At 71.1% G+C, this 22,402-nt stretch carries 13 protein-coding genes and 1 tRNA gene; 12 read left to right on the top strand and 2 right to left on the bottom strand.

The window, feature by feature from the left end; all coding sequences use genetic code 11:
• The first annotated feature begins 30 nt into the window (after window positions 1–30).
• The 11 genes from DVS28_RS06325 (at window position 31) to DVS28_RS06375 (ending at window position 17,605) form a co-directional block, all read left to right on the top strand.
• Window positions 31–255 carry a hypothetical protein gene (locus DVS28_RS06325; protein ID WP_114590707.1) on the top strand — a complete coding sequence of 75 codons (225 nt, stop codon included), beginning with the start codon at window positions 31–33 and terminating at the stop codon, window positions 253–255.
• Window positions 256–324: 69 nt separating this feature from the next.
• Window positions 325–1,323, top strand: a complete 999-nt coding sequence (gene mreB / locus DVS28_RS06330; RefSeq protein ID WP_114594030.1) for a rod shape-determining protein — start codon at window positions 325–327, stop codon at window positions 1,321–1,323.
• 122 nt (window positions 1,324–1,445) lie between these two features.
• Window positions 1,446–1,811: a hypothetical protein gene (locus DVS28_RS06335; RefSeq protein WP_114590708.1), complete on the top strand. Its 366-nt coding sequence runs from the start codon at window positions 1,446–1,448 to the stop codon at window positions 1,809–1,811.
• Between the two features lie 77 nt (window positions 1,812–1,888).
• Window positions 1,889–2,605 (top strand): 2-phosphosulfolactate phosphatase, encoded by a 717-nt coding sequence (locus DVS28_RS06340; protein WP_114590709.1) that lies wholly within the window; start codon window positions 1,889–1,891, stop codon window positions 2,603–2,605.
• A 39-nt stretch (window positions 2,606–2,644) separates the two neighbouring features.
• Window positions 2,645–5,395, top strand: coding sequence for a sensor histidine kinase (locus DVS28_RS06345; RefSeq protein WP_114590710.1), 2,751 nt, complete (start codon window positions 2,645–2,647; stop codon window positions 5,393–5,395).
• 92 nt (window positions 5,396–5,487) lie between these two features.
• Window positions 5,488–6,636 (top strand): hypothetical protein, encoded by a 1,149-nt coding sequence (locus tag DVS28_RS06350; RefSeq protein ID WP_114590711.1) that lies wholly within the window; start codon window positions 5,488–5,490, stop codon window positions 6,634–6,636.
• 71 nt (window positions 6,637–6,707) lie between these two features.
• On the top strand, window positions 6,708–7,385 hold the full coding sequence (locus DVS28_RS29915; protein WP_114590712.1) for a DivIVA domain-containing protein: 678 nt from the start codon (window positions 6,708–6,710) through the stop codon (window positions 7,383–7,385).
• Between the two features lie 54 nt (window positions 7,386–7,439).
• Window positions 7,440–10,388: a UPF0182 family membrane protein gene (locus DVS28_RS06360; protein ID WP_114590713.1), complete on the top strand. Its 2,949-nt coding sequence runs from the start codon at window positions 7,440–7,442 to the stop codon at window positions 10,386–10,388.
• Window positions 10,389–10,395: 7 nt separating this feature from the next.
• Window positions 10,396–11,418, top strand: coding sequence for a class I SAM-dependent methyltransferase (locus tag DVS28_RS06365; protein WP_114590714.1), 1,023 nt, complete (start codon window positions 10,396–10,398; stop codon window positions 11,416–11,418).
• 39 nt (window positions 11,419–11,457) lie between these two features.
• Window positions 11,458–11,531: transfer RNA gene (locus DVS28_RS06370), tRNA-Met, on the top strand.
• A gap of 371 nt (window positions 11,532–11,902) precedes the next feature.
• Window positions 11,903–17,605 (top strand): LamG-like jellyroll fold domain-containing protein, encoded by a 5,703-nt coding sequence (locus DVS28_RS06375; protein ID WP_164710010.1) that lies wholly within the window; start codon window positions 11,903–11,905, stop codon window positions 17,603–17,605.
• Window positions 17,606–17,622: 17 nt separating this feature from the next.
• Here the strand turns inward: DVS28_RS06375 and DVS28_RS06380 are convergent, their stop codons facing one another.
• A complete protein-coding gene (locus DVS28_RS06380; protein ID WP_114590716.1) occupies window positions 17,623–18,774 on the bottom strand; it encodes a tyrosine/phenylalanine carboxypeptidase domain-containing protein in 1,152 nt (383 codons plus the stop codon).
• Between the two features lie 180 nt (window positions 18,775–18,954).
• Window positions 18,955–19,383: a BON domain-containing protein gene (locus tag DVS28_RS06385; RefSeq protein WP_164710011.1), complete on the bottom strand. Its 429-nt coding sequence runs from the start codon at window positions 19,381–19,383 to the stop codon at window positions 18,955–18,957.
• A gap of 229 nt (window positions 19,384–19,612) precedes the next feature.
• Between DVS28_RS06385 and ppdK the strand changes: the two genes are divergently transcribed.
• Complete coding sequence (ppdK, locus tag DVS28_RS06390) at window positions 19,613–22,351, top strand: pyruvate, phosphate dikinase (protein WP_245973581.1); 2,739 nt, start codon at window positions 19,613–19,615, stop codon at window positions 22,349–22,351.
• Window positions 22,352–22,402 lie beyond the last annotated feature (51 nt).

Consider the following 22,402-nt stretch of genomic DNA (forward strand, 5'->3'; position numbering starts at 1 on the left):
TCAACGCACGCCCCGTATGATGAACGGACCATGTCCGCCCTCATTGCCCTGATCCTGTTGGTCGCCGCAGGTTGGTTCGTCACCAACCTCGCCGGCGGTTCCGCGACCGGTCGACGCGAGCCGATGGACTCCGTCCACGACTTCTCGCGCGCCATGTCCGCGCTGGATCCCTCGCGCCCCATGCCCGCTGCCCGCCCGCCTGCTCCGGCCCGTCAGCCGGGTCCGAACCGCCGAATCGCGGCCACACGCCGTTAGCAGGGCTGGGCACGCACCGGGGACGGCGGCGGGCCCACCACCCCGGTGGACACTAAGGTGGCCGGCAGCATGAGCGGCGACCTCGCCATCGACCTCGGGACGGCCAACACCATCGTGTGGGCGCGACACCGCGGCATCGTGCTGCGCGAACCCACGGTGGTGGCTGTCGACGCACGGACGAGCAAGGTCATCGCCGCGGGCCTCGGGGCCTACGAGGCGGTGCGGGCCGCGACCCAGCCCGCCGTGCTCGAGCGGCCGCTGTCCGGCGGGGCCGTGACAGACTTCGTGATGACCTCGCGGATGCTCCGGCTGCTGTTCGAGCGGCTCGGGGTCGGACGGTTCAGCCGGTCGCGGGTGCTCATCTCCGTCCCCAGCGGCGTGACCAACGTCGAACGCTCGGCCCTCCGTGACGCGGCCAAGCAGGCCGGAGCCGGCCGGGTGTACCTGATCGAGGAACCCATGGCGGCCGCCATCGGGGCCAACATGCCCGTCGAGGACCCCGTCGGGTCGATGATCGTCGACATCGGCGGCGGCAACACCGACGTCGCGGTCATCTCCCTCGGGGGTGTCGTGGTCAGCCGGGCGATCCGGGTGGGCGGCTTCGACCTTGACCACGCCATCCAGGACTGGGTACGGGACGCCTTCGGCATCGCGATCGGTGACCGCACCGCGGAGGAGCTCAAGATCGCGTTGGGACGGGTCTTCCCCACGACCAACCCGACGCGGGCAGAGGTCACCGGCCGCGACCTCGAGACCGGTCTGGCCAGCACGATCACCATCGACTCCGACCAGGTCCGCTCGGCGCTTGACCGCCAGGCGGCGGCGATCGCCGGCTGCGTGGTCGACACGCTGTCGGACTGCCCGCCGGAGCTGGCCCAGGACGTCATGTCGGGCGGCATCCTGCTGGTCGGTGGCGGGGCCCTGCTGGGCGGCCTCGACGAGCTGATCGCCTCCATCACCCAGGTCAAGGTGCACGTGGCCGACAACCCGCTGGATGCCGTCATCACCGGCGCCGGGGCGGCCATCGACGCCGAGTGGGACCTCGGCGCGGTCTTCTCCTCCGACTGACCCCGGCCCGCGCGCGTATCGGGCCGGAAAGTCCTCAAGGCGTCCGTGTCCGTTGCCGATGAAGGAGGAGTCGTCTCGCGTGCGACGTGTCCAGCCGACCCCCATCCCTTCGAGGCCACACGATGCAACACCTGGTTCGTTTCCGTACCGCCGAGGGCCGTGACGGCCACCACATCGCGGAGACCCTCGAGGAGGGTGTCGCCTTCGTCGAGCGCCTGCGCAACACCGAGGGCAGCAGCGACGTCGAGCTCTTTCGCCTGACCGCTGTGCCGATCGAGTTCAAGACCTACTACCGGGTCGAGGTCAACGGCGCCGAGGTGCCCGTCACCCCTGCCGCCGCGCCGAGCATCGGGACCGCCCACTCGCCGTCGGCCGCGCCTGTCGTCGCCGCCGTCGAGGAGCCAGCCGCTCCCGCCGTGCCTGCGTCCACCGACTCCTTGCCCGAGTCCGCCGCCGCCAACGGGCGCCGGCTGTTCTCCCGCACCTGAGGCGCTGCCGGCCCGACGACCCCTCCGCGTGTAGCGTCCTCGGCTCGCCGACCCCGAGCAGCTGAGGAGCAACGACCGTGGACACCGCCATGGACGCCGTCGTCCTGGACCGCGACCACGCCCACGAGGCGTCCGGCGTCGTGGTCGTCATCGACGTCCTGCGGGCCTTCACCACCGGCAGCCTCGCCGTCGCGAACGGCGTACCGACCATCCACCTGGTCGCCGACCCCGCCGACGCGTTCGCCCTCCGTGACGCCCATCCCGACGTCCTGCTGATGGGGGAGGAGGGGGGCCTGCCCATCGACGGGTTCGACCTGTCCAACTCCCCGGTCGAGCTGATCGCCAGCGACGTGCGCGGCCGCGAGCTGGTGCACCGCACGTCCTCGGGGACCCGTGCTGCCGTGGCCGCCTTCGCCGGCGCCGACCGGCTGTACTGCGCGTCGCTGCTGTCCGCCGTCGCCACCGCCCAGGCGATCGGCGAGGACACCCCGACCTATGTCGTCTCCGGACGCTCCGCGGAACGGGCGGCCTTCGACGACGGTGACGACGACCTCGCCGTCGCCGAGCACATCGAGGCCCTCCGGCTGGGACGGACACCGCCGGCCGACACCAGCCACCGCATCATCACCTCGCCCGCGGCCGCCCGCCTGCGCGAGATCGGCGTGGCCGAAGCCGACATCCGTTGTGCGGCGACCCCTGTCCACGGCCCGACGCTGATGGCTGCCCGCGACGACCGTGGCCTGCGGCTGACCCCGGTGCCGCCGACCTGGCGGCCCGTCGCCGACCCCCGCTAGCACCTCACCACCATGTCCGACCCGTACACTCGCTGACACATGGTCGGGGTCCCTTCAGCGCTGCATCTGGCGGCCGCCCTGCTGGCGGTCGCCGCTTCGGTGGGCCTGGGTTTCGCGATCGCCGAAGGCGTCCTGACCGGCCGCCCGGTCGACACGCGCCACCGGCAGCCGATGGGGACCTGGCGGACGATCGGCGTCCTCGGCGCCCTGGTGTACGCCGCCGGCCACGTGATGGCGGGCGCGCTCGTCGGTGATCCGACCCTGTGGACGTGGCTGCACGTCGGTGGGCTGGCCGGCCTCGCCGTCGGTGCCGGCCCCGCCGGTGACCACGACCGCAGCCTGCCGCTGCTGATCCCTGTGGTGCCCCAGACGCCGTCGTGGTTCGCCGCAGGTGCCGGCCTCCTCGTGGCCGTGCGCATGCTCGGGGCCGGCCGGGCCCACCTCGGAGCGGCGCTCGGCATGGTCCTGCTCGGCCTCGGCCATGCCGCCGCCCCCCTCGAACCGGTCATCGGCGACTGGTTGACCATCGCCGGTGCCGTGTCCCTCGGCGGCTGGCTGTGGGTCGCTGCCCGCCACCGGATCCTCGCCAAGCTGCTCGCGGCCTTCGGGACGGCGCTGCTGGCCCTGGCGATCCTGCTCGCTGCCGTGTTGTCCACCGTGGGCGCCGCGCAGCTGACCAACGACGAGCTGACTCGCCTGTCCCGGCTCGCGGAAACCCTCGTGCAGGAGGTGTCGCAGTGGCCGGCGGAGGCGGTCAACTCCGCCGCCGCCATCGCCATCGCGCCGCGTTCGTTGCTGGAGACCCGGTTCGCCGCGCAGGAAGCCGCCGAGCTCTACCGCGTCGGATTCGCCGACCAGGACTTCTTCCTCGTGCTCGACGCCGCCGGACAGGTCGTCAACCAGCACCCGCAGGACCTCGGTGGATCACTCGTCCTGTCGCTGACCGGCGACCCCCTCGTCGGCACCGTTCGGGCGGGCACCGGCGACGTCCAGCAGGCCGGCGGCATGCTGTCGACCGGCGGCCGGGTCGTGGCCTTCGGTGCAGTGGCGCTCCGACCCGACGGGCTGCTGCCCGAGGACCCGCCCGGGGGCGTGCTGGTCACCGGGCGGCTCGTCGACGTGGTGTGGGCCGAGCAGGAGTCGGCGTCGCTGGATGTCGGCATCGTCGGGGTCGTCGACGACAGCCCGGCGTTCACCGCCGCGGCAGTCGGCACGACCGGCGATGCGGTGCTGGACGGCCTGGGCACCCGCGACCGGGCCGACCTCGGCGAGCAGGGGCTGACGCTCTTCGCGGCCAGCGCCCCGATCGTCGATCCCGAGTCCGGGGCCACGCTCGGACGGATCATCACCACATCGACCCCTGCGGTGATCGCGGCCGTCGAGCGGGCGCAGACCCAGCGACTGTTCGTCGTCGCCCTCGCCGGTGGCCTGCTGGCCATCGTGGCGGGTGCCATCGTGACGCGACGGTTCGTCCGGCCGATCAGCCAGCTGACCGAGGCGGCCCGTCAGATCGGCGCGGGTGACCTCGGGGCGCGTGCGGGCGTCGACAGCGCCGACGAGGTCGGCCTGCTCGGCCGCACGTTCGACGAGATGGTCGGTTCGCTGTCCACACAGCGAGCCGAGCTGACCGACGCCGCACGGACCGAGTCCAAGCTGCGCGGCCGCCTCGAGTCCCTCACCACGTCCATGAGCGACGGCCTGATCGCCGCCGACGCCGATGGGCACATCATCCAGTTCAACCCGGCCGCCGAAGCGCTCACCGGCCTGCTGGCGGTCGAGGTCATCGGCGAAGCGCTCGCAACGGTCATGGCCGAACGGATTGCCGCGGAGTCCGCCACGGAAGCCGTTCCCGGCATGAGCGGCGAGGCCGACCTGCACCTCGACGACCCGTTGGCGGACAGCAGCTCGGCCGCCCGGGTGCTGCTGGTCCGACCCGACGGTGAGCAGACCCCCGCCGCCGTCACCGCCGCCCCCGTGCGCTCACCCGACGGCGAGCTGCTCGGTCGCGTGTTCGTCCTCCGCGACATCAGCCGCGAGATCGAGGTGGAGCGGATGAAAACGGAGTTCCTCGCCAACGTCTCCCACGAGCTGCGGACCCCGATCACCCCGATCAAGGGCTACGCCAACGTGCTCGCCCGTCGAGACGTCGGGGCGGAAGCCACCCAGCGCTTCGCCGGGGAGATCCTCAACTCCACCGCTCGGCTCGAGCGGATCGTCGGCATGATCGTGGACTTCGCTGGCCTCGACTCCGGTCGTGTCGTCCTCGAACCCGAACCCATCGACCTGACGGCGATGGTGGCAGAGACCCTGGAGGAGTGGCGGGCCGGCCACGACGGCCGCGAGTTCGGCAACTTCCTCAACGGCGGCCTGCCGCCGGTCCTGGCCGACCCGGTCTACCTCCGGCGGGTCCTCGACGAGCTGCTGGACAACGCGGTGAAGTTCTCGCCCGACGGGGACCCCGTCGACGTGACCGCGCGTGCCGAGGGTGGCCACGTCCGCCTGTCGGTCATCGACCGGGGGATCGGCATCGACCCCAAGGCGGCCGCTCACCTGTTCACCGACTTCCGGCAGGTCGACGGCACCGAGACCCGCCACTACGGCGGGCTGGGGCTGGGGCTCGGCCTGGTCAAGCGCATCCTCGACGGGTCCGGAGCCACCGCCGAGGTCGACTCCGACCCCGGTGTCGGGGCGACCGTCAGCCTGCTGCTGCCGGTGGGTGGGCCGGTGCCGGTGCCGGCGCTACCGATGCCGCCGCTGCGAGCGGGCACCGTCCCGCCTCCCCCGCTGTGACGCCGGAAACGACACTCTGAGCACCTGACTGGTCACTGTTCGTCACCTGCTGGTGCTGGCCGCGGCGGCGTCGCGGGTGCACACTGGCAGCGATGCGTCGGGCCCTGATCGTCGTGGCCGCGCTTGCCCTCCTGGCGAGCGGGTGCACCTCGTCGAGCCGATCCGCCGGTGACATCTCCCTCGTGGAGGGTCAGCTGGAGCGCCTCGACGACGACGGCTGGGTCCTGGTCAGCCACGCCGCCGATGGGGACCGCGTCCGTGCGGTCACCGACAGCCGGCTGCAGGTCGACGGGGATCAGGTGTTCCTGCTGGAGGACGCCGAAGCCGTCATCACCGAGCAGGAGGTCGAGCTGGTTCACGGTGACGTCGTCGTCGACGGCGACGCGCTGCAGGTCCGGATCGACGACGCGGTGGTGGACGGGATCGGGACCTTCCGGGTGGACGCCGGAGCGACCCCCCGGGTGGCCATCTACGCCGGTACCGCGGAGGTCAGGCGGCCGGGAGAGGGGTACCGGCTGCAGCCCTACCGACAGCTCAGCCTGACCAGCCGCCGCTTCGACGGCCTGGACGACCCGCTGGCCTACGCCGTCGATGACCCCGTTGACCAGCGGCTGCTCAGCAAGGCCATCAACTTCGATGGCGAGGTGGCCCGCTACAGCACCCGTCTGGCCGAGCTGTACGGCACCGGACTGCAGCCCGCGGCGTTCTACGCCTCCTTCGCGGAGGTCCAGGCCGACGAGGTCGACGTGCTGCTGCAGGCCGCGCCGAACCGCAACGCCGACGGTGCGGTCGGACCGCCTGCGGACGCGCTGATCGGCCTGTTCGTCTCGCGTGCGCTGGCCCAGGGCCAGTCCGGCGACCTGGCCAGCATGGCCGAGCGGGTTGCCACGCTGCGCGCGGAGGGGGCCAGGTGGGGGCTGATCGCGATGGCGCTGGACCTCGGCCAGGTCACCTTCGGCGCGACGGTCGACCAGGCCGTCGCCGCCCGTGAGGTCGTGGAGGCGTCCGTGCCTGCGCCCGCACCGGTGTCCCCCGCGGCCCCGGCGCCAACGGTGCCGACGGTGACCGACCCCGACCCGGGCCCCGCGCCCACCACCCCGCCGGCGCCGCCGCCACCCGCACCACCACCGCCGCCTCCCGAACCGGATCCCGACCCGGTCCTGGGCCCGGTTGGCACCCTCATCGACGAGGTTCTCGACATCGTGCCGGCGGCGATCGGCCTGCTCGACCCGGCCGGCTAGCACCTCGTTCCACGAGAACTCCGGTCCAGCTGGTTCGCCTCGTCCTGTCCGGCCTCTAGACTCCCCGGGACGTGACCGACAACCGAAAGGCTCCTGGGGTGCTGACGCCAGAGGACATCCAGTCACGAGAGTTCCTCGTGTCCCTGCGCGGGTACGACCGCGACGAGGTGCATGCGTTCCTCGACGAGGTCGCCGAGGACTTCGCATCGCTGCTCGGCCGCAGCGGCGGTGCCGCGTCGCCCGCGAAGGACGACACGCCGGCGACCGATGACGCCGACACCGTCGCTGATGTCGACGGCGACGCGGAGGTCGTGGAGGAGGCGACGCCCGAACCGGTCGTCGAACCTGCCCCGGAGCCCGCGCCCCCGGCCGACGCCATCGCCTCCTTCGCCGCCATCGGTGCGGAGACCCAGCGCATCCTCGAAGCAGCCCACGCGGCTGGTGAGGAGATCCGCCGCAAGGCCGAGACCGAGGCCGAGTCGCTGCGCGAGTCCCGCCTGAAGGACGCCCAGGACGAGGTCGACGGGCTGCGCGAACAGGCCGCGGCCATCCGCAAGCAGATCGACGACCTCGAGGGCCGCCGTGACGAGCTGGCCAACCGGCTCCGCCAGGCCAAGGAGACCGTCGACCTGGCGCTGCTGGAGGTCGAGGAGATCGAGGCCGACGCCGAACCGGCCGACGCCAACACCTCCGTCCTCGCCGCAGAGGCGGCCGATGACGATGCCGAAGAAGGCACCGAAGCGGACTGACGGGTCCCCTTGGCGGCAGGGGCCGACTGGCTGGATTAGGTTGGGCGACCCACCATGAACACCATCATCGCCGAGCTGCGCCGCCGCTGGCTCCTCGTCCTTTTCGCCCTCGTCGTCCTGGTGGCGGTGGTCGGACCTCGTCTGGCCACCTTCTACACCGACGTCCTCTGGTACCAGTCGATCGGTTTCGCCGACGTCTTCTGGAACCTGCTGCAGACCCGTTTCGGACTGGGCGCTGCCGCCACCGTCGTGATGGTGGCGCTGCTGGGCACCAACCTCTTCCTCGCCCGACGCCTGACGCCGGAGTTCCGGATCCCGTCGGAGGGGGAAGAGGTCATCGAGCGGTACCGCCGCATGGTGACGCCCATCGCGCGGCCGCTGCTGGTCGCGCTCACCGTCGTCGTGGCGCTGCTGAGCGGGTCGTCGCTGTTCGGGGAGTGGCGCACGTTCCTGCTGTGGGCCAACGGCGGCAGCTTCGGGATCGACGACCCGCACTTCGGGCTCGACCTGGGGTTCTTCGTCTTCGACCTGCCGTTCTGGACGATGATCAACTCGTGGTTGTTCACCGCGTTGACCATCACGATCCTGCTGACCGCTGGCGCGCACTACCTCTTCGGCGGCATCCGTCCGCAGAGCACCGGGCAGAAGATCACCTCCGGCGCCAACGTGCACGTGTCGGTGCTGCTGGCAAGCCTCATCGCCGTCCGGGCGTGGGGCTTCTGGCTGGACCGCTACATGCTCAGCTACAGCGACCGCGGGTTGGTCACCGGCCTGTCCTACACCGATGTCAACGCCGAGCTTCGTGCCTTCGAGCTGCTGACGATCATCGCGGCGGTCTGTGTCGTGCTGTTCCTGGCCAACATCCGCTTCCGCGGCGCGGTCCTGCCGACCGCCGGCGTGGGCATCCTGCTGGTGGCCTCCCTGCTGCTGGGTGGGATCTACCCCGCCGTCATCCAGGCGGTGCAGGTCAACCCGCAGGAGCTGGACCGCGAACGCCCCTTCATCGAGCGCAACCTGGACTTCACGCGCTACGCATGGGGCATCGAGACCGAGGTCGCCGAGGTCGGTGAGGGAACCGTCAGCTACGAGGGGTTTCCGGCATCGGAGAACCTGACCCGCGAGGAAGTCGAGGAGAACGCCGCCACGCTGGAGGCCATCCGACTCTGGGACCCGGCCACGCTGCAGAACACCTACCAGCAGCTGCAGGAGCTGCGGCCCTACTACGAGTTCCGCGACGTCGACGTCGACCGCTACGAGATCGAGGGCGACCCGCAGCAGGTGATGATCTCGGTCCGCGAGATCTCCATCGACGACCTGCAGGAGCCGTCCTGGCAGAACCAGCGGCTGGAGTTCACCCACGGCTACGGCGTGGTTGCCTCGGTCGTCTCCACCGCGGCCAGCAACGGTCAGCCCGAGTTCCTTGCCCGTGACATCCCCAACCGGGGCGTGGCCGAGCTGGAGCTCGAGGAGCCCCGTATCTACTTCGGTGAGCGGCCGCCCAGCTACTCCATCGTGAACGCGACGCTGGACGAGTTCGACTTCGAGACCGAGACGCGTCAGGAGCGCAACCGCTACGACGGCGCCGACGGCGTCAACGTCGGGGGCATCCTCAACCGGGTCGCCTTCGCCCTGCGGTACGGCGAACCCAACATCGTGCTCTCGGGGCTGATCCAGCCCGACTCCCGCATCATGTTCAACCGGTCGATCCAGGAACGTGTCGAAGCGGTCGCGCCGTTCGTCCAGCTCGACCACGACCCGTACCCGATCGTGGTCGACGGCGAGGTCAAGTGGGTCCAGGACGCCTACACCACCACCGACATGATCCCCTACAGCGAACGGCTGGACCTGGCGGATCCCACTCGGATCGTCGAACGGCAGACCGTTTTCGTGCAGCAGGCCGACGGCAGCGTCACCACCGAGGAGCAGATCGTCGGCATCCCCGGGCTGACCGGGCAGGCGAACTACATCCGCAACTCCGTCAAGGCGGTCGTCGACGCCTACGACGGCACCGTGGAGCTGTACGTCAATGACCCCGACGACCCGCTGATCCAGGCGTGGGACCGGGCCTTCCCGGGCGTCCTGACGCCGATGGAGGAGATCGACCCGGCGATCAAGCAGCACTTCCGCTACCCCGAGGACATGTTCCGGGTGCAGTCCGAGCTGCTGCAGCGCTACCACATCCCCGACGCCGACGGCTTCTACAACGCCTCCGACGAGTGGGAGCTGCCGTCCGACAACGCCTTCGCCGACAACAACGGCAGCAACATCACCCGGACCTTCCCGCCGACCTACCAGCTGATCCGCCTGCCGGGTGAGGAGGAGGAGGACTTCTCACTCATCCAGCCCTTCACTCCGGCGGACCGCGACGTGCTGTCGGCCTACGTCGCCGCGTCCGGCGACCCCGACAACCCCGAGCTGCGGGTGCTGCGGATGCCGCCGACGGAGACGGTCTTCGGTCCCGAACAGATCCATGCGCGGATCCAGCAGGACGCCGACGTCAGTGAGCTGATCACCCTGCTGGGTGATGCCGGGTCCTCCATCATCCTGGGCAACCTCATCGTCGTGCCGGTCGAGGAGTCGTTGCTGTACGCCCAGCCGCTGTTCCTCAAGTCCGACCAGTCCGACATCCCGGAGCTGCGCCGGGTGGTCCTGGTCTACGGTGACCGGGTGGTGATGGAACCTCGCCTCGACCTGGCGCTGGAGACGTTGTTCGGTGACCTCGAGGTGTTCGAGGACGTGCCGTCGCTGCCGGAACCGGGCGCCTCGGACGAACCGACCGAACCCATCGACCCCGAGGCCGAACCCATCCCGGAGGGCACCGAGGCCCCGTCGGCCCCGGTGGAGGTGGACGGCGACGCGCAGTCGCTGATCGCCCGGGCCATCGAGGCGTTCGCCGCGGCCGACGAGGCGTTGGCTGCCGGTGACCTCGGGACCTACCAGGAACAGGTGGAGCAGGCCCAGGACTTCCTCGAAGCCCTCGAGCTCGTGCTCGAAGCAGGATGACCTGCCGATGACCGCCCAGGGGGGGTGGGGGCTGCCCGAGGACGTGGTGTTCGACGGGCAGCGCCTGCGGCAGGTCGGTCCGGACGGCGGGCACGTGACCTTCCGCGACCCCGCGGCCGAACAGGCGGCGTGGGCGACCTTCGCGCGGCGGCTGCAGGCCCAGCGGTTGCGGGCCGAGGCCGCGGCGGGTGTGCCGTCGCCCGACTGCCTGCTGATGGACCCCAACCCACCGGCCTACCGGGCGGCGGTGGACGCCTTCCTCGACCATGCGCGGGACAGCGTCCTGCACGGGTCGCTGACCCAGACCTACTTGGGCGTGAACTTCTTCCTCGGCTGGGCAGGCCTGGTTGAGGCACACCGGCCGCTGCAGGGTGCGCGGGTGTACGCGTCGGGCTGCGGCATGGCGGGGACCGTGCTGGCCTATCACGCCTTCGGCGCCGCCGAGGTCGTCGGCACCGAGATCGACGACGAGACCGTCCAGCTCGGACGGCTGCGCACCCGGGGCCTGCCCGGGGTGGACGTGCGGCTCATCGACCCCGCACGGCCGCTGCCGTTCCCCGACGGGCACTTCGACGTCGTCGAGTCCCTCGACGTGATCGAGCACGTCACGGAGCTCGAGCCCTACGCCCGCGAGCTGGGGCGCGTCCTGGCACCCGGCGGGGTGGCCATCGTCGGGGCCCCCAACCGCATGTACCCCGTCGAGCAGCACACCGAGGTGCGCTGGGTGCCCTGGCTGCCCCACGAACTGGGCAGCACGGTCGCCTCGATTGGTGCCCGCCTGCCCAGCGCGACCGCCGAGCAGCGCGAACGTCGCGCCGGTGTGGCCGACGTCCGGACCGCCAACATCAGCTGGCGGACCATCGAGCAGGTCGCGCGCTGGATGGACGCCACGCCCCAACGGCTGCACCGCAGGGACCACCCCAGCTGGCCGCTGAACCCCGACCCGGCATGGGTCGAATGGCTGTCCCGGCAGCCCCGCGGCGCCAACCTCGCACCCACCCGCCAGGTGATTGGACTGTTGACCAAGTAGGCCTTTGCAAGGTCGTTGACCCGCCGCTACTGTTCTTCATGCGAGGTGGAGCAGTTCGGTAGCTCGCCGGGCTCATAACCCGGAGGTCGTAGGTTCAAATCCTGCCCTCGCAACTACCACCGAAGTGAACGAAGGCCCGCCACACGGCGGGCCTTCGTCGTGTGATGGGGGCCGGGACCAGGCGCCGACGACGGGTCGAAGCGCACCCTGAGTAGGTGCCGAAGACCGTTCAGTAAGAGGCTGGCTCACTCGCTGTGCGCCGTGTTACGTTCGGTCGAGTTGGGCGCACGAGCGGGCGCGGGCCGGAGGGGCTATGGACGACCGGAGACGTTGTCCATGGCGCGCTGCGCCGGCCGCCAGCGTGACCCGCGCGGTCGTCGCCACAGCAGTCGCACTCGTCGTGGCCCTCGTCATCCCCGTCGATGCCAACCGAGCTAGCGCGCAGGGAAGCGATCCGTGGGGGAGCGGGCCCCATGCGTACCGCTTGGCCCTCACCGTGCAGCCGGCCGCCGACGGCCAGACGCTCCACGTCGTCGCCGGGATCGACTTCACGACCGCGTTCGCCCAGGCCGGTGCCGCAGGCGCCACGCTCGACCCCGAGTCCCTCGTCGTCCACGAGGTCGACGCCACCGGGACCATCCTGGACCCCGTGGTCGCGTTCCAGTTCGACCCGGGTCCCGGGTACGACGCCACGACCAACGCCGTGGGCGAGCTGGTCGTCGAGGTCGCCGCCCCCACGTCGGCGGCCGAGGACCGCAGGTACCTCGCCTACTTCGACACCCCGTCGGCCGGGGCGCCGGGGACGGCCGTCGCCGACCAGGTGGAGGTGGCCACCGCCGTGGTCGACGAGGGCCTGCCGGCCATGTCGATCACGACACGCACTGCAACGTGGTGGTACCAGACCGAGGCGGGTGGTTTCTCCAGCCTCGTGGGCCCGACCGGGGCGGACTGGATCAGCTGGAGCACGGCGTCCGGCGCCTCGGGACAGTACCGGGGCATCCCCAACCTGGTCTACCCGGCGGGGTGGTTCCACCCAGGCGCCACCGGTCACACCACGACGCTGGAGGTTGACGGTCCACTCCGCACGACCTTCGCGACGACCAGCCCCGACGGGTTGTGGGCGATGCAGTGGGACGTCTTCCCGACACGCGCCGTCGGGACCGTCGTCGAGCACGACGCCAACTACTGGTTCCTCTACGAAGGGACACCGGGCGGCGCCGTCGAGGCGGACTCGGACTTCTACGCCCTCAGCGACGGCGCGAGCAGTCCGCTGACGGGGTCCTTCAGCAGCGACATCGCCGCCCCCGAATGGGTGCAGTTCGGCGATCCCGTCGTGGACCGGTCGCTGTTCCTGATCCACCACGACGACGACGCTGCAACCGACTCCTACTACACCCTCGCGGACGAGATGACGGTCTTCGGGTTCGGGCGCAGCGGCCTGAGTCGTCACATGGGCGGCAACGACCGTCGGTTCACCGTGGGCATCCTCGACACCGCCGACCAGCAAGCCGCGGCGGCATCCATCGGCGCCCTCACCGCCGCCCCGACCGTGCTGGTCGGTCCGGGGCAGTCCTCCACCTCCACCGATGACACCCCACCGGTCATCACCACGGGCCCGACGGCGGTCGCGACCGACGATCAGCTCGAGGTCAGCTGGGCCACCGACGAGTACGCCACCTCCGAGCTGTCCGTCGGCCTGTCGGCCGCCCTCGAGCTCGGCACGTCCACCACCCCCGGCCTCCACCAGTCACATGCCGTCACGGCGACGGGGCTTGCCTGCGAGACGACGTACCACTGGGCTGTCACGTCCACCGACGGCAGCGGGAACGCCGTCTCGAGTCCCACCCAGCAGACGACGACCGAGGCGTGCCCGGCGGGTCCGTCGCGTGTGGGTGGGGAGCTGGTGTTGTACGAGTTCGGGGTGGTCGGTGCTGGTGGTGGTGCGGGGGTGGTGCCGGATTCGGCTGGTGTGGGGGTGCCGTTGGATCTGGTGGTGGGGGAGGGTGTGGGTGTGTGGGGTGCGGGTGGGTTGGTGTTGTCGGGGTCCTCCTCTGGTGTGGTGGCCTCTGATGGTGGTGCGGTGAAGGTGGTTGATGCGGTCGGTGTCTCGGGTGCGGTGTCGGTGGAGGTGTGGGTGGATCCGGCTGATGTGACCCAGGGCGGGCCGGCGCGGATCGTTGAGGTGGGGTCGGGGCCGTTGGCGCGGAACGTGATGTTGGGGCAGGGGGCGTGGGGGAAGCTGCCGGATGCGGTGTTTGCTGGTCGGGTGCGGACGTCGTCGTCGGTGGCGGGGACGCCGACGTTGTTCTCTGCGGTGGGGTCGGCGTCGGTTGGGTTGTCGCATGTGGTGTTGACCCGTGATGGGTCGGGTGCGGTGTCGTTGTGGGTGGATGGGGTGCTGGAGGGGTCGGGCAACATTGGTGGGGTGTTGTCGAATTGGGATGGGGGGTTCCCGTTGGTGGTGGGCAACACCGCGGATGGGTCGCGGCCGTGGGCTGGGACGGTGTGCTTGGTGGCGGTGCACGATGTGGCGTTGTCGGCGGAGGACGTGGCGGCCAACCACCAGGCCGGCTGCCCCACCGCCGAGGCGACCAACGCCGACCCGGTGATCGATCCGGTGGGGGACCAGGTCAGCGCGCCCGGGGCCACGGTGTCGTTGGCGGTGACGGCGTCGGATCCCGACGGTGACGACCTGGCGTACGCCGCGGGCGGGCTTCCCCCCGGGCTCGGCATCGACGCGGTCACCGGACAGATCCAGGGCACCATCCAAGAGGACGCCGTGGTGGGCACGTCGTACCCGGTGACGGTGACCGTCGACGACCAGCAGGGCGGCGTCGCACAGGTCTCGTTCGACTGGACGATCGACGATGCCCCGGCGGGTCCGTCGCGTGTGGGTGGGGAGCTGGTGTTGTACGAGTTCGGGGTGGTCGGTGCTGGTGGTGGTGCGGGGGTGGTGCCGGATTCGGCTGGTGTGGGGGTGCCGTTGGATCTGGTGGTGGGGGAGGGTGTGGGTGTGTGGGGTGCGGGTGGGTTGGTGTTGTCGGGGTCCTCCGTTGGTGTGGTGGCCTCTGATGGTGGGGCGGTGAAGGTGGTTGATGCGGTCGGGGTCTCGGGTGCGGTGTCGGTGGAGGCGTGGGTGGATCCGGCTGATGTGACCCAGGACGGGCCGGCGCGGATCGTTGAGGTGGGGTCGGGGCCGTTGGCGCGGAACGTGATGTTGGGGCAGGGGGCGTGGGGGAAACTGCCGGATGCGGTGTTTGCTGGTCGGGTTCGGACGTCGTCGTCGGTGGCGGGGACGCCGACGTTGTTCTCTGCGGTGGGGTCGGCGTCGGTTGGGTTGTCGCATGTGGTGTTGACCCGTGATGGGTCGGGTGTGGTGTCGTTGTGGGTGGATGGGGTGCTGGAGGGGTCGGGCAGCCTTGGTGGGGTGTTGTCGAACTGGGATGGGGGGTTCCCGTTGGTGGTGGGCAACACCGCGGATGGGTCGCGGCCGTGGGCCGGGACGGTGTGCTTGGTGGCGGTGCACGATGTGGCGTTGTCGGCGGAGGACGTGGCGGCCAACCACCAGGCCGGCTGCCCCACCACACCCCCCGGTCCGAACGACCCACCGACCACGGCCGACGATGCGTACGCGGTGGCCGAGGACGATCAGCTGGTCGTCACGGCCCCGGGTGTGCTGGCCAACGACGCCGACCCGGACCTCGACCCGCTGACCGCCCAGCTCGCCACCGACGCCGGCGAGGGCACGCTGACGCTGCAGGACGACGGCTCGTTCACCTATGACCCGGACCCGAACTTCTTCGGGACCGACACCTTCACGTACCGGGCCACCGACGGCATCGCCCAATCGGCTGCAGCAACCGTGACGATCACCGTCGACCCGGTCGACGACGATCCCGTCGCGGTGGTCGACAGCTACGGCACCGCCCCCGACACCTCCCTGTCGATTGCGGCCCCCGGCGTGCTGGGCAACGACCACGATCCCGATGGGGAGCCGATCGTCGCCGAGCTCCTCGTCGACGCCTCCGACGGCACCCTCGCGCTGGCGTCGGACGGCTCGTTCGACTACGCACCCGACCCGGGCTTCCTGGGCACCGACACGTTCACGTACCGAGCGACCGACGGCACCACGTCCTCGGCCCCGACGACGGTCACGATCGCCGTCGCCACCTCGAGCGAACCGCCACGCTTCGTCACGGGCACCCTCGGGTTCACCCGGCAGGTGATCGCCACCGACGTCGACGAGACCCACATCGCCGTCGCAGCCGACTTCGACGCCGACGGTGCGCTCGACGTCGTGGCCACCGACTTCGTCGACGACCAGGTGCTGCTGCTGCGGGCCGACGGGACCGGCGGGTACATCCGGACGGTCCTCGACCCGGCGCTCGACGGTGCCTATCCCGCCAACGTCGGTGACGTCGACGGCGATGGTGACTCCGACGCCCTGGCCGCCGGCTACGAGGCCGACACCTACGTCTGGTACGACAACGACGGCTCGGGTGCGTTCACGCGGCGGGTCATCGACGACAGCGCCGACGGCGCCCACTCGATCGTGGTCCACGACCTCGACGGTGACGGGGACAGCGACCTGCTCGCCGCCAACCAGGATGCCGACACGATCACCTGGTACGACAACGACGGTGCGCAGCAGTACACCCTGCGCACGATCGACCCGGCCGCCAACGGGGCCAAGCGAGCCGAGGTCGGTGACATCGACGGGGACGGGGATCCCGATGTCGTCGCCGCGAGCTTCTTCGACGACACGATCGCCTGGCACGAGAACGACGGGACCGGTGGGTTCACGAAACGGGTGATCGACACCGACGCCAACGGCGCCTACTTCGCCATCGCCGGCGACGTGGACGGGGACGGACTGCTCGACGTCCTCTCGGCCAGCCAGAAGGACAACACGATCGCCTGGTACCGCAACGACGGAACGGGGGGCTGGACCAAGCAGGTGATCGACGGATCCGCGCTCGGTGCACGGACCGTGGAGGTCGCCGACGTCGACGGTGACGGTGACCTCGACGCGCTGTCGGCGGCGGCCGACGGCGACTCCCTCGCGTGGTACGAGAACGACGGCACGGGCCTGTTCAGCGCCGCACCGATCGACCTGACCGTCGACGGGGCCTACGGCCTCGTGGCGGTCGACATCGACGGGGACGGCGACATCGACGCGCTGTCGGCGGGCCGCGACGACAACACGATCTCGGTGCACCTCCAGCGCCGCACGCACGGCGCCACCGTGGCCGCATCCGGCACGTTGTCCATCGGACCGGCAGTCCTCGCGGCGGCTGACCCCGACACGCCGCCCTCGGGGTTGGTGTTCACCCTTGCCGAGCCCCCCACGGCGGGTGAGTTCCGTCGCGACGGGGTGGTGCTCGGGGCGGGCGAGTCATTCACCCAGGCCGATGTCGACGGCGACCTCATCGCCTACGTCCGCGGCGGTGCCGGCTCCAGCGACGGGTTCGAGCTGTTGCTCTCCGACCTCGGGGCCAACCCCCCGCTCGCGACGACGTTCGACGTCGCGGTCGACGACGGCACCGATGTGGCGGTCCACCTGACGCTCGACGAGGGTGCAGGCACCGTCGCGGCCGATGCCAGCGGGAGCGGCAACGACGGCACGCTGGTGGGCGGTGCGGTGTTCGACCCAAGGACTACCGATGGCAGCCCGTCGTCGGTCGACCTGAACGGATCGTCCAGCAGGATCGACCTGCCCGCCGTCGACCTGACCGGCGGTTCGGGGCTGACGCTCGCGCTGCGGTTCCGGGCCGACGACTTCGGTGTCTCCGACGCCCGACTCGTGTCGCAGGCAGCGGGCACGGCGGCCAACGACCACCTCGTCATGCTCAGCACGGTGAAGGCCGGAAGCGAGCACGTGTTGCGCGGCCGGGTACGCATCGGTGGGATCACCCAGACCGTCGTCGCCAACGGCGGCCCCATCCAGCCGGGGACGTGGCACCACGCCGCGTTGACCCACGACGGCTCCACGGTCCGGCTGTTCCTGGACGGGGTCGAGGTCGGGGGCACCCTCCACCCGGGCGAGGTCGACACCGACCCGACCATCCCGTTCGCCGTCGGCGGGCAGCCGATGGGTCCGGGCCGGCACTTCGACGGGCTCGTCGACGACGTCCGGATGCTCAGACGAGCACTTGGCCCGACGGAGATGCTGGTGCTCGCCAGCTGAGGGGCGGCTTCCGGGCGTCAGCCGACCCACGGCGGGACCGCTGCCCGGACCGCGTCCTGGAGCTCTTGCACCCGGGGCTCGGCGGTCGTGAGGAGGCCGTCGGCCTGCAGCCTGCGGGCGAGGTCGAGGTGGGGCAGGCCGAGCTTGCCGGCCATGAGGAGTGCGTGGTCACCGGGGTGGTCCGCCAAGTGGTTGCCGACGGACCGGAGGCCCCGCAGGTAGACGACGTCCTTCAGCGGGGAACCGGGCACGGTCAGGTCAGCCATGCCGCGCTTGGACCGGATGGCGATCGGGAACGCGGTGGCAGGGTCGACGTGGTCGGTCAGCCGCCCCATGACGTCGGCCAGACCGCCCCGCAGCGCGGCGTCGGCCGCGAGGACGCGTAGCGCGAACGTGCGCAGGCGCTTCGGTCGTGGGTCGACCTGCGCCTCGTGGTGGGTGGCCAGCCCCTCCTCCGTCTCGAGGTAACCGGGCAGGCCGCGGGCAAGCATCTGGAGGGGTTGGCGCGACCCCTCGTCGGCCCGGAGCACGTGGGTGCCGACCTCGTGGACGATCAGGCCGGGAAGCTGGGCAGCCGAGAAGGTGCTGTCCGCGCGGATCCGCACCTCCCTTGCGCTGGAGGCCACCGCCATCCGAGCGATCGACCGTTCCCGGACGATCGCGGTCCAGCCGCGTACGCCCATCCACGCGAGGACCCGATCGACGAGGTCGGCCAGGGCCGTGGCGTCGATCGCCGTGGCTCGCTCCTTCTCGTCGGTCGGGTCATCGGTCGGGTCGTCTGCCGCAGGAGTCGCCAGCACGTCCTCGGCGTGGGCAACCAGGTCCGGAGTCGGTGTGCCGTACTCGGCCTCACCGAAGGCGGTGATCGCGTCGGCACCGCGATCCGACAGGGCTCGCGCGAACCCCAGCGTGGTGTCGAGGGACTGCGTGACGAGGCTGAGGAACGGGGCGTCCTTGCCCTCCAGCTGCTCGGCCATCGCCGCCAGCCGTGCCACGTGATCCGGCGGGACAGGGACGTACTCGGGCCGAACCGCCTCGGTCGCAGAGTCCAGCGCGGCCGCACGGATCCGGCCGAGGTTGGTCGGGGTCTGGTGTCTCGACAGCTCAACCTCGTCGGTCGTTGCCCACAGCCGCGCCGTCCACGCGTTCACGGCAGTCAGGTCGGTCATGGTGCGAGCATGCCCGCTCAGCTGGTCGGTAGCTCGGTCACCCGCGAGGTCACGTCACCCGCAGCCCGCCCCGTGTCGGCTCAGTCGACCCTGCTGCGACTCAGGCGACACGCCTCCGGGGGCTGGAACGCGGACGACCCGTGGACTGGTCCACGGGTCGTCGGGGGTCTGCAGGTCGGGTCAGCTGGTCATGTTGGGGGCCGGCTGGTCGCTGGCGTGCAGGTAGCTGGCCACGGCGTCGACGCCGGTCACGTTGCTGACCTCGTTGACCAGGCGGTCGCGTCGGTCGGCGTCGTCGACGGTGCCACGGAGGCTCACGGAACCCTCGTGGGCGTCGACGTTGATGACCAGGTCGCTGAAGTCATCACGGCCGAGCACCTCGGTGCGGACCTTGTCGACGAGCTCCCTGTCCGAGCCCGGGGCCGTCTCGGTCACCGAGCGGGTGGCCTCGATGGCCTGGCCGGCCAGCTTCTGGGCCTGCGGGCTGTCGGCCAGCTCGCGGGCACGCTGCTGGGCATCGCGGCGACGGGTCTCGCCGTTGTTGGGGTCGAGCAGGTACATGATCGCGGCACCGGTTGCGGCACCTAGGGCGAAGGTCAGCTTGCGCATCCTCGTCAGCTCCTCTGGATCGGGGGTAGGTATGAGAAGACCTTTACCCACGCGCGCCGACCCCAAGCGTGTCCACCCGTTCCCGGTGACGTTCCGGGACCTTGGTCGACCGGGGCGGGGCCCTTCGGCCTGCCTCCCGACCTGCCCGGGCGGCCATGGTGACCGCAGGCCCTGCGTCCGCAGGGCAGCCGTCGATCGGGTGGACATCCGCCCGGGGAGCAGCGTTCACGTGTCCATCACCACCACCCCGACCTGGGTCCACCCCTTCGACCGACTCGACGCCGTCGAGGCGTCGCTGGACGGCTCCTGGGATGCCGTCCGGAGCCTGCTCGGCGGCAAGGGCGCCAACCTCGCCGGGATGACCCGGCTGGGCATCCCCGTCCCCCCCGGCTTCACCGTGACGACCGAGGCCTGCCTCGCCCACCTCGAGGCCGGCAACGTCCCGCCCGACGGCATGTGGGACCAGGTGGCCGACGCGCTCCAGGCGGTCGAGGCCAGCACCGGCAAGCGGTTCGGCGACCCCTCCTCCCCGCTGCTGCTGTCGTGCCGATCCGGGGCCAAGTTCTCCATGCCCGGCATGATGGACACCGTCCTCAACATCGGCCTGAACGACGAGACCGCCAAGGGACTGATCGCCCTCACCGGTGACGAGCACTTCGTCATGGACTCCTACCGGCGGCTCATCCAGATGTTCGGCAGCGTCGTCCTCGGCCTGCGAGACGACCTGTTCGAGCACGTGCTCGACGAGGCCCGCGCCGCACGGGGAGTGGCCACCGACGCCGAGCTGACGGTGGAGGACCTGCACGGCGTCGTGCAGGCGTTCCGCCGCATCGCCGTCCGCTTCCCGACCGACCCCATGGAGCAGCTGCGGATGGCCGTCGAAGCCGTCTTCTCCTCCTGGAACGGCAAGCGCGCCGTGGACTACCGCAACGCCGCCGGCATCGCCCACGACCTGGGTACCGCCGTCAACGTGCAGACGATGGTGTTCGGCAACCTCGGCGAGGACTCCGCCACCGGTGTGGCGATGACCCGCAGCGGGTCGACCGGCGCCCCCGGCCTGGAAGGCGACTTCCTGGTCAACGCCCAGGGAGAGGACGTCGTCTCGGGTACACGGGCCACCCGGCCCATCGAGGACCTCGCCGAGCTGATGCCGGCGTCCTACAGCCAGCTGGAGACCATCGCGCGGGTCCTCGAGCTGCACTACCGCGACATGCAGGACATCGAGTTCACCATCGAGGCCGGCACGCTCTGGCTGCTGCAGACCCGTGACGGCAAGCGCACGGCCCGGTCGGCCGTCCGCATCGCGGTGGACCTGGCCACCGAGGACCTGATCACCCAAGCGGAGGCGCTCGCGCGGGTCACCCCCGACCAGGTCGACTTCTTCCTGCACCCCCAGCTGGACGCGACCTCGAGGGCCGCTGCCATCGCCGACGGTCGTGCGCTGGCGACGGGCCTGAACGTCTCGCCGGGCGCCGCGGTCGGGGTCGTCGCCTTCGATCCCGACGTCGCGGTGACCTGGGCGGCGGAGGGCAGGGACGTCCTGCTCGTCCGCGCCGAGACCAAGCCCGACGACGTGCACGGCATGCTGGCGGCCAAGGGCATCCTGACCACACGGGGCGGGCGGACCAGCCACGCAGCGCTGGTTGCCCGCCAGTTCGGCAAGCCCGCCGTGGTCGGCGTGGCCGCCCTGGACATCGACATGACGACGCACACCGCCACTGTCGCCACCGAGCACGGCGAGGTCGTCATCAGCGAGGGGGACTGGCTGTCGCTGGACGGCAGCTCCGGCGAGGTCTTCATCGGGCGGCTGGACACCGTCGTCCCCGACCTGTCCGACGAGTGGCTGTCCACCCTCCTGGGATGGGCCGACGAGGTCCGGCGGCTCGGGATCCGGGCGAACGCCGACTACCCCGTCGACGCGGAGCGTGCGCGTGGCTACGGCGCCGAGGGCATCGGGCTGTGCCGCACCGAGCACATGTTCTTCCAGGCCGACCGCCTGCCGATCATGCAGCGGATGATCACGGCCACGACGACCGCTGACCGTCGAGACGCCCTCGAGGAGCTCCTGCCCATGCAGGAGGGCGACTTCCTGGGGCTGCTGCGGGCCATGGACGGCCTGCCGGTCATCATCCGGTTGCTCGACCCGCCGCTGCACGAGTTCCTGCCCACCCACGAGGAGCTCGGATCGCGCATCACCGACGCCAAGATCCGGCTGACCGCGGCGGGGTCCCTCGCCGACGTCGACGAGCTGCTCGGTGGCCTGCGTGCCGACGAGGACCTCGACGACCGCGTCCGTGCCCTGCAGGAGGCCAACCCGATGCTCGGCCTCCGCGGCGTCCGGCTGGGCCTGGTGCACCCCGAGATCCTGCGCATGCAGACCCGGGCGATCGTGCAGGCTGCGTGCGCGGCGGTGACCGAAGGGCTCGACCCGCGGCCCGAGATCATGGTCCCGCTCGTCAGCCACGTCGGTGAGCTGCGTACCGCACGGGAGATCGTGGAGGCGGAAGCGGCGGCCGTCCTCGCCGAGCACGGCGTCGAGGTCCCGATCGTCATCGGCACCATGGTCGAGACCCCTCGGGCCGCCATCACCGCCGGCCAGCTGGCCGGCGAGGCGGACTTCCTGTCCTTCGGCACCAACGACTTGACCCAGATGACGTTCGGCATCAGCCGTGACGACGCCGAGTCGGGTTTCCTGCTGGAGTACCTGCGCACGGGCGTGCTGGCGGACAACCCGTTCGGCCACCTCGACCCCGACGGCGTCGGCCAGCTGATGGAGATCGCCATCAGCGGTGCCCGTGCCGTGAAGCCCGACCTCGCTGCGGGCATCTGCGGCGAGCACGGCGGCGACCCGAGGTCGATCGCCTGGTGCCACGAGGCCGGGCTCGACTACGTCAGCTGCTCGCCGTTCCGCGTTCCCGTCGCCCGGCTCGCCGCGGCGCAGGCGGTGCTGCAGGGGGCGTCGGACTGACCGCTCGCCACCACGCACCGCACACGGCCCCCGGCATCGAACCGGGGGCCG

This window comes from Euzebya pacifica, from assembly GCF_003344865.1.
Lineage (GTDB): Bacteria > Actinomycetota > Nitriliruptoria > Euzebyales > Euzebyaceae > Euzebya > Euzebya pacifica.

Coding starts and splice junctions, on each gene's coding strand:
- mreB (WP_114594030.1), top strand. CDS start 325: ATGAGCGGCGACCTCGCCATCGACCTCGGGACGGCCAACACCATCGTG.
- DVS28_RS06365 (WP_114590714.1), top strand. CDS start 10,396: ATGACCGCCCAGGGGGGGTGGGGGCTGCCCGAGGACGTGGTGTTCGAC.
- DVS28_RS06345 (WP_114590710.1), top strand. CDS start 2,645: ATGGTCGGGGTCCCTTCAGCGCTGCATCTGGCGGCCGCCCTGCTGGCG.
- DVS28_RS06385 (WP_164710011.1), bottom strand. CDS start 19,383: ATGCGCAAGCTGACCTTCGCCCTAGGTGCCGCAACCGGTGCCGCGATC.
- DVS28_RS06380 (WP_114590716.1), bottom strand. CDS start 18,774: ATGACCGACCTGACTGCCGTGAACGCGTGGACGGCGCGGCTGTGGGCA.
- DVS28_RS06325 (WP_114590707.1), top strand. CDS start 31: ATGTCCGCCCTCATTGCCCTGATCCTGTTGGTCGCCGCAGGTTGGTTC.
- DVS28_RS06360 (WP_114590713.1), top strand. CDS start 7,440: ATGAACACCATCATCGCCGAGCTGCGCCGCCGCTGGCTCCTCGTCCTT.
- DVS28_RS06350 (WP_114590711.1), top strand. CDS start 5,488: ATGCGTCGGGCCCTGATCGTCGTGGCCGCGCTTGCCCTCCTGGCGAGC.
- DVS28_RS06335 (WP_114590708.1), top strand. CDS start 1,446: ATGCAACACCTGGTTCGTTTCCGTACCGCCGAGGGCCGTGACGGCCAC.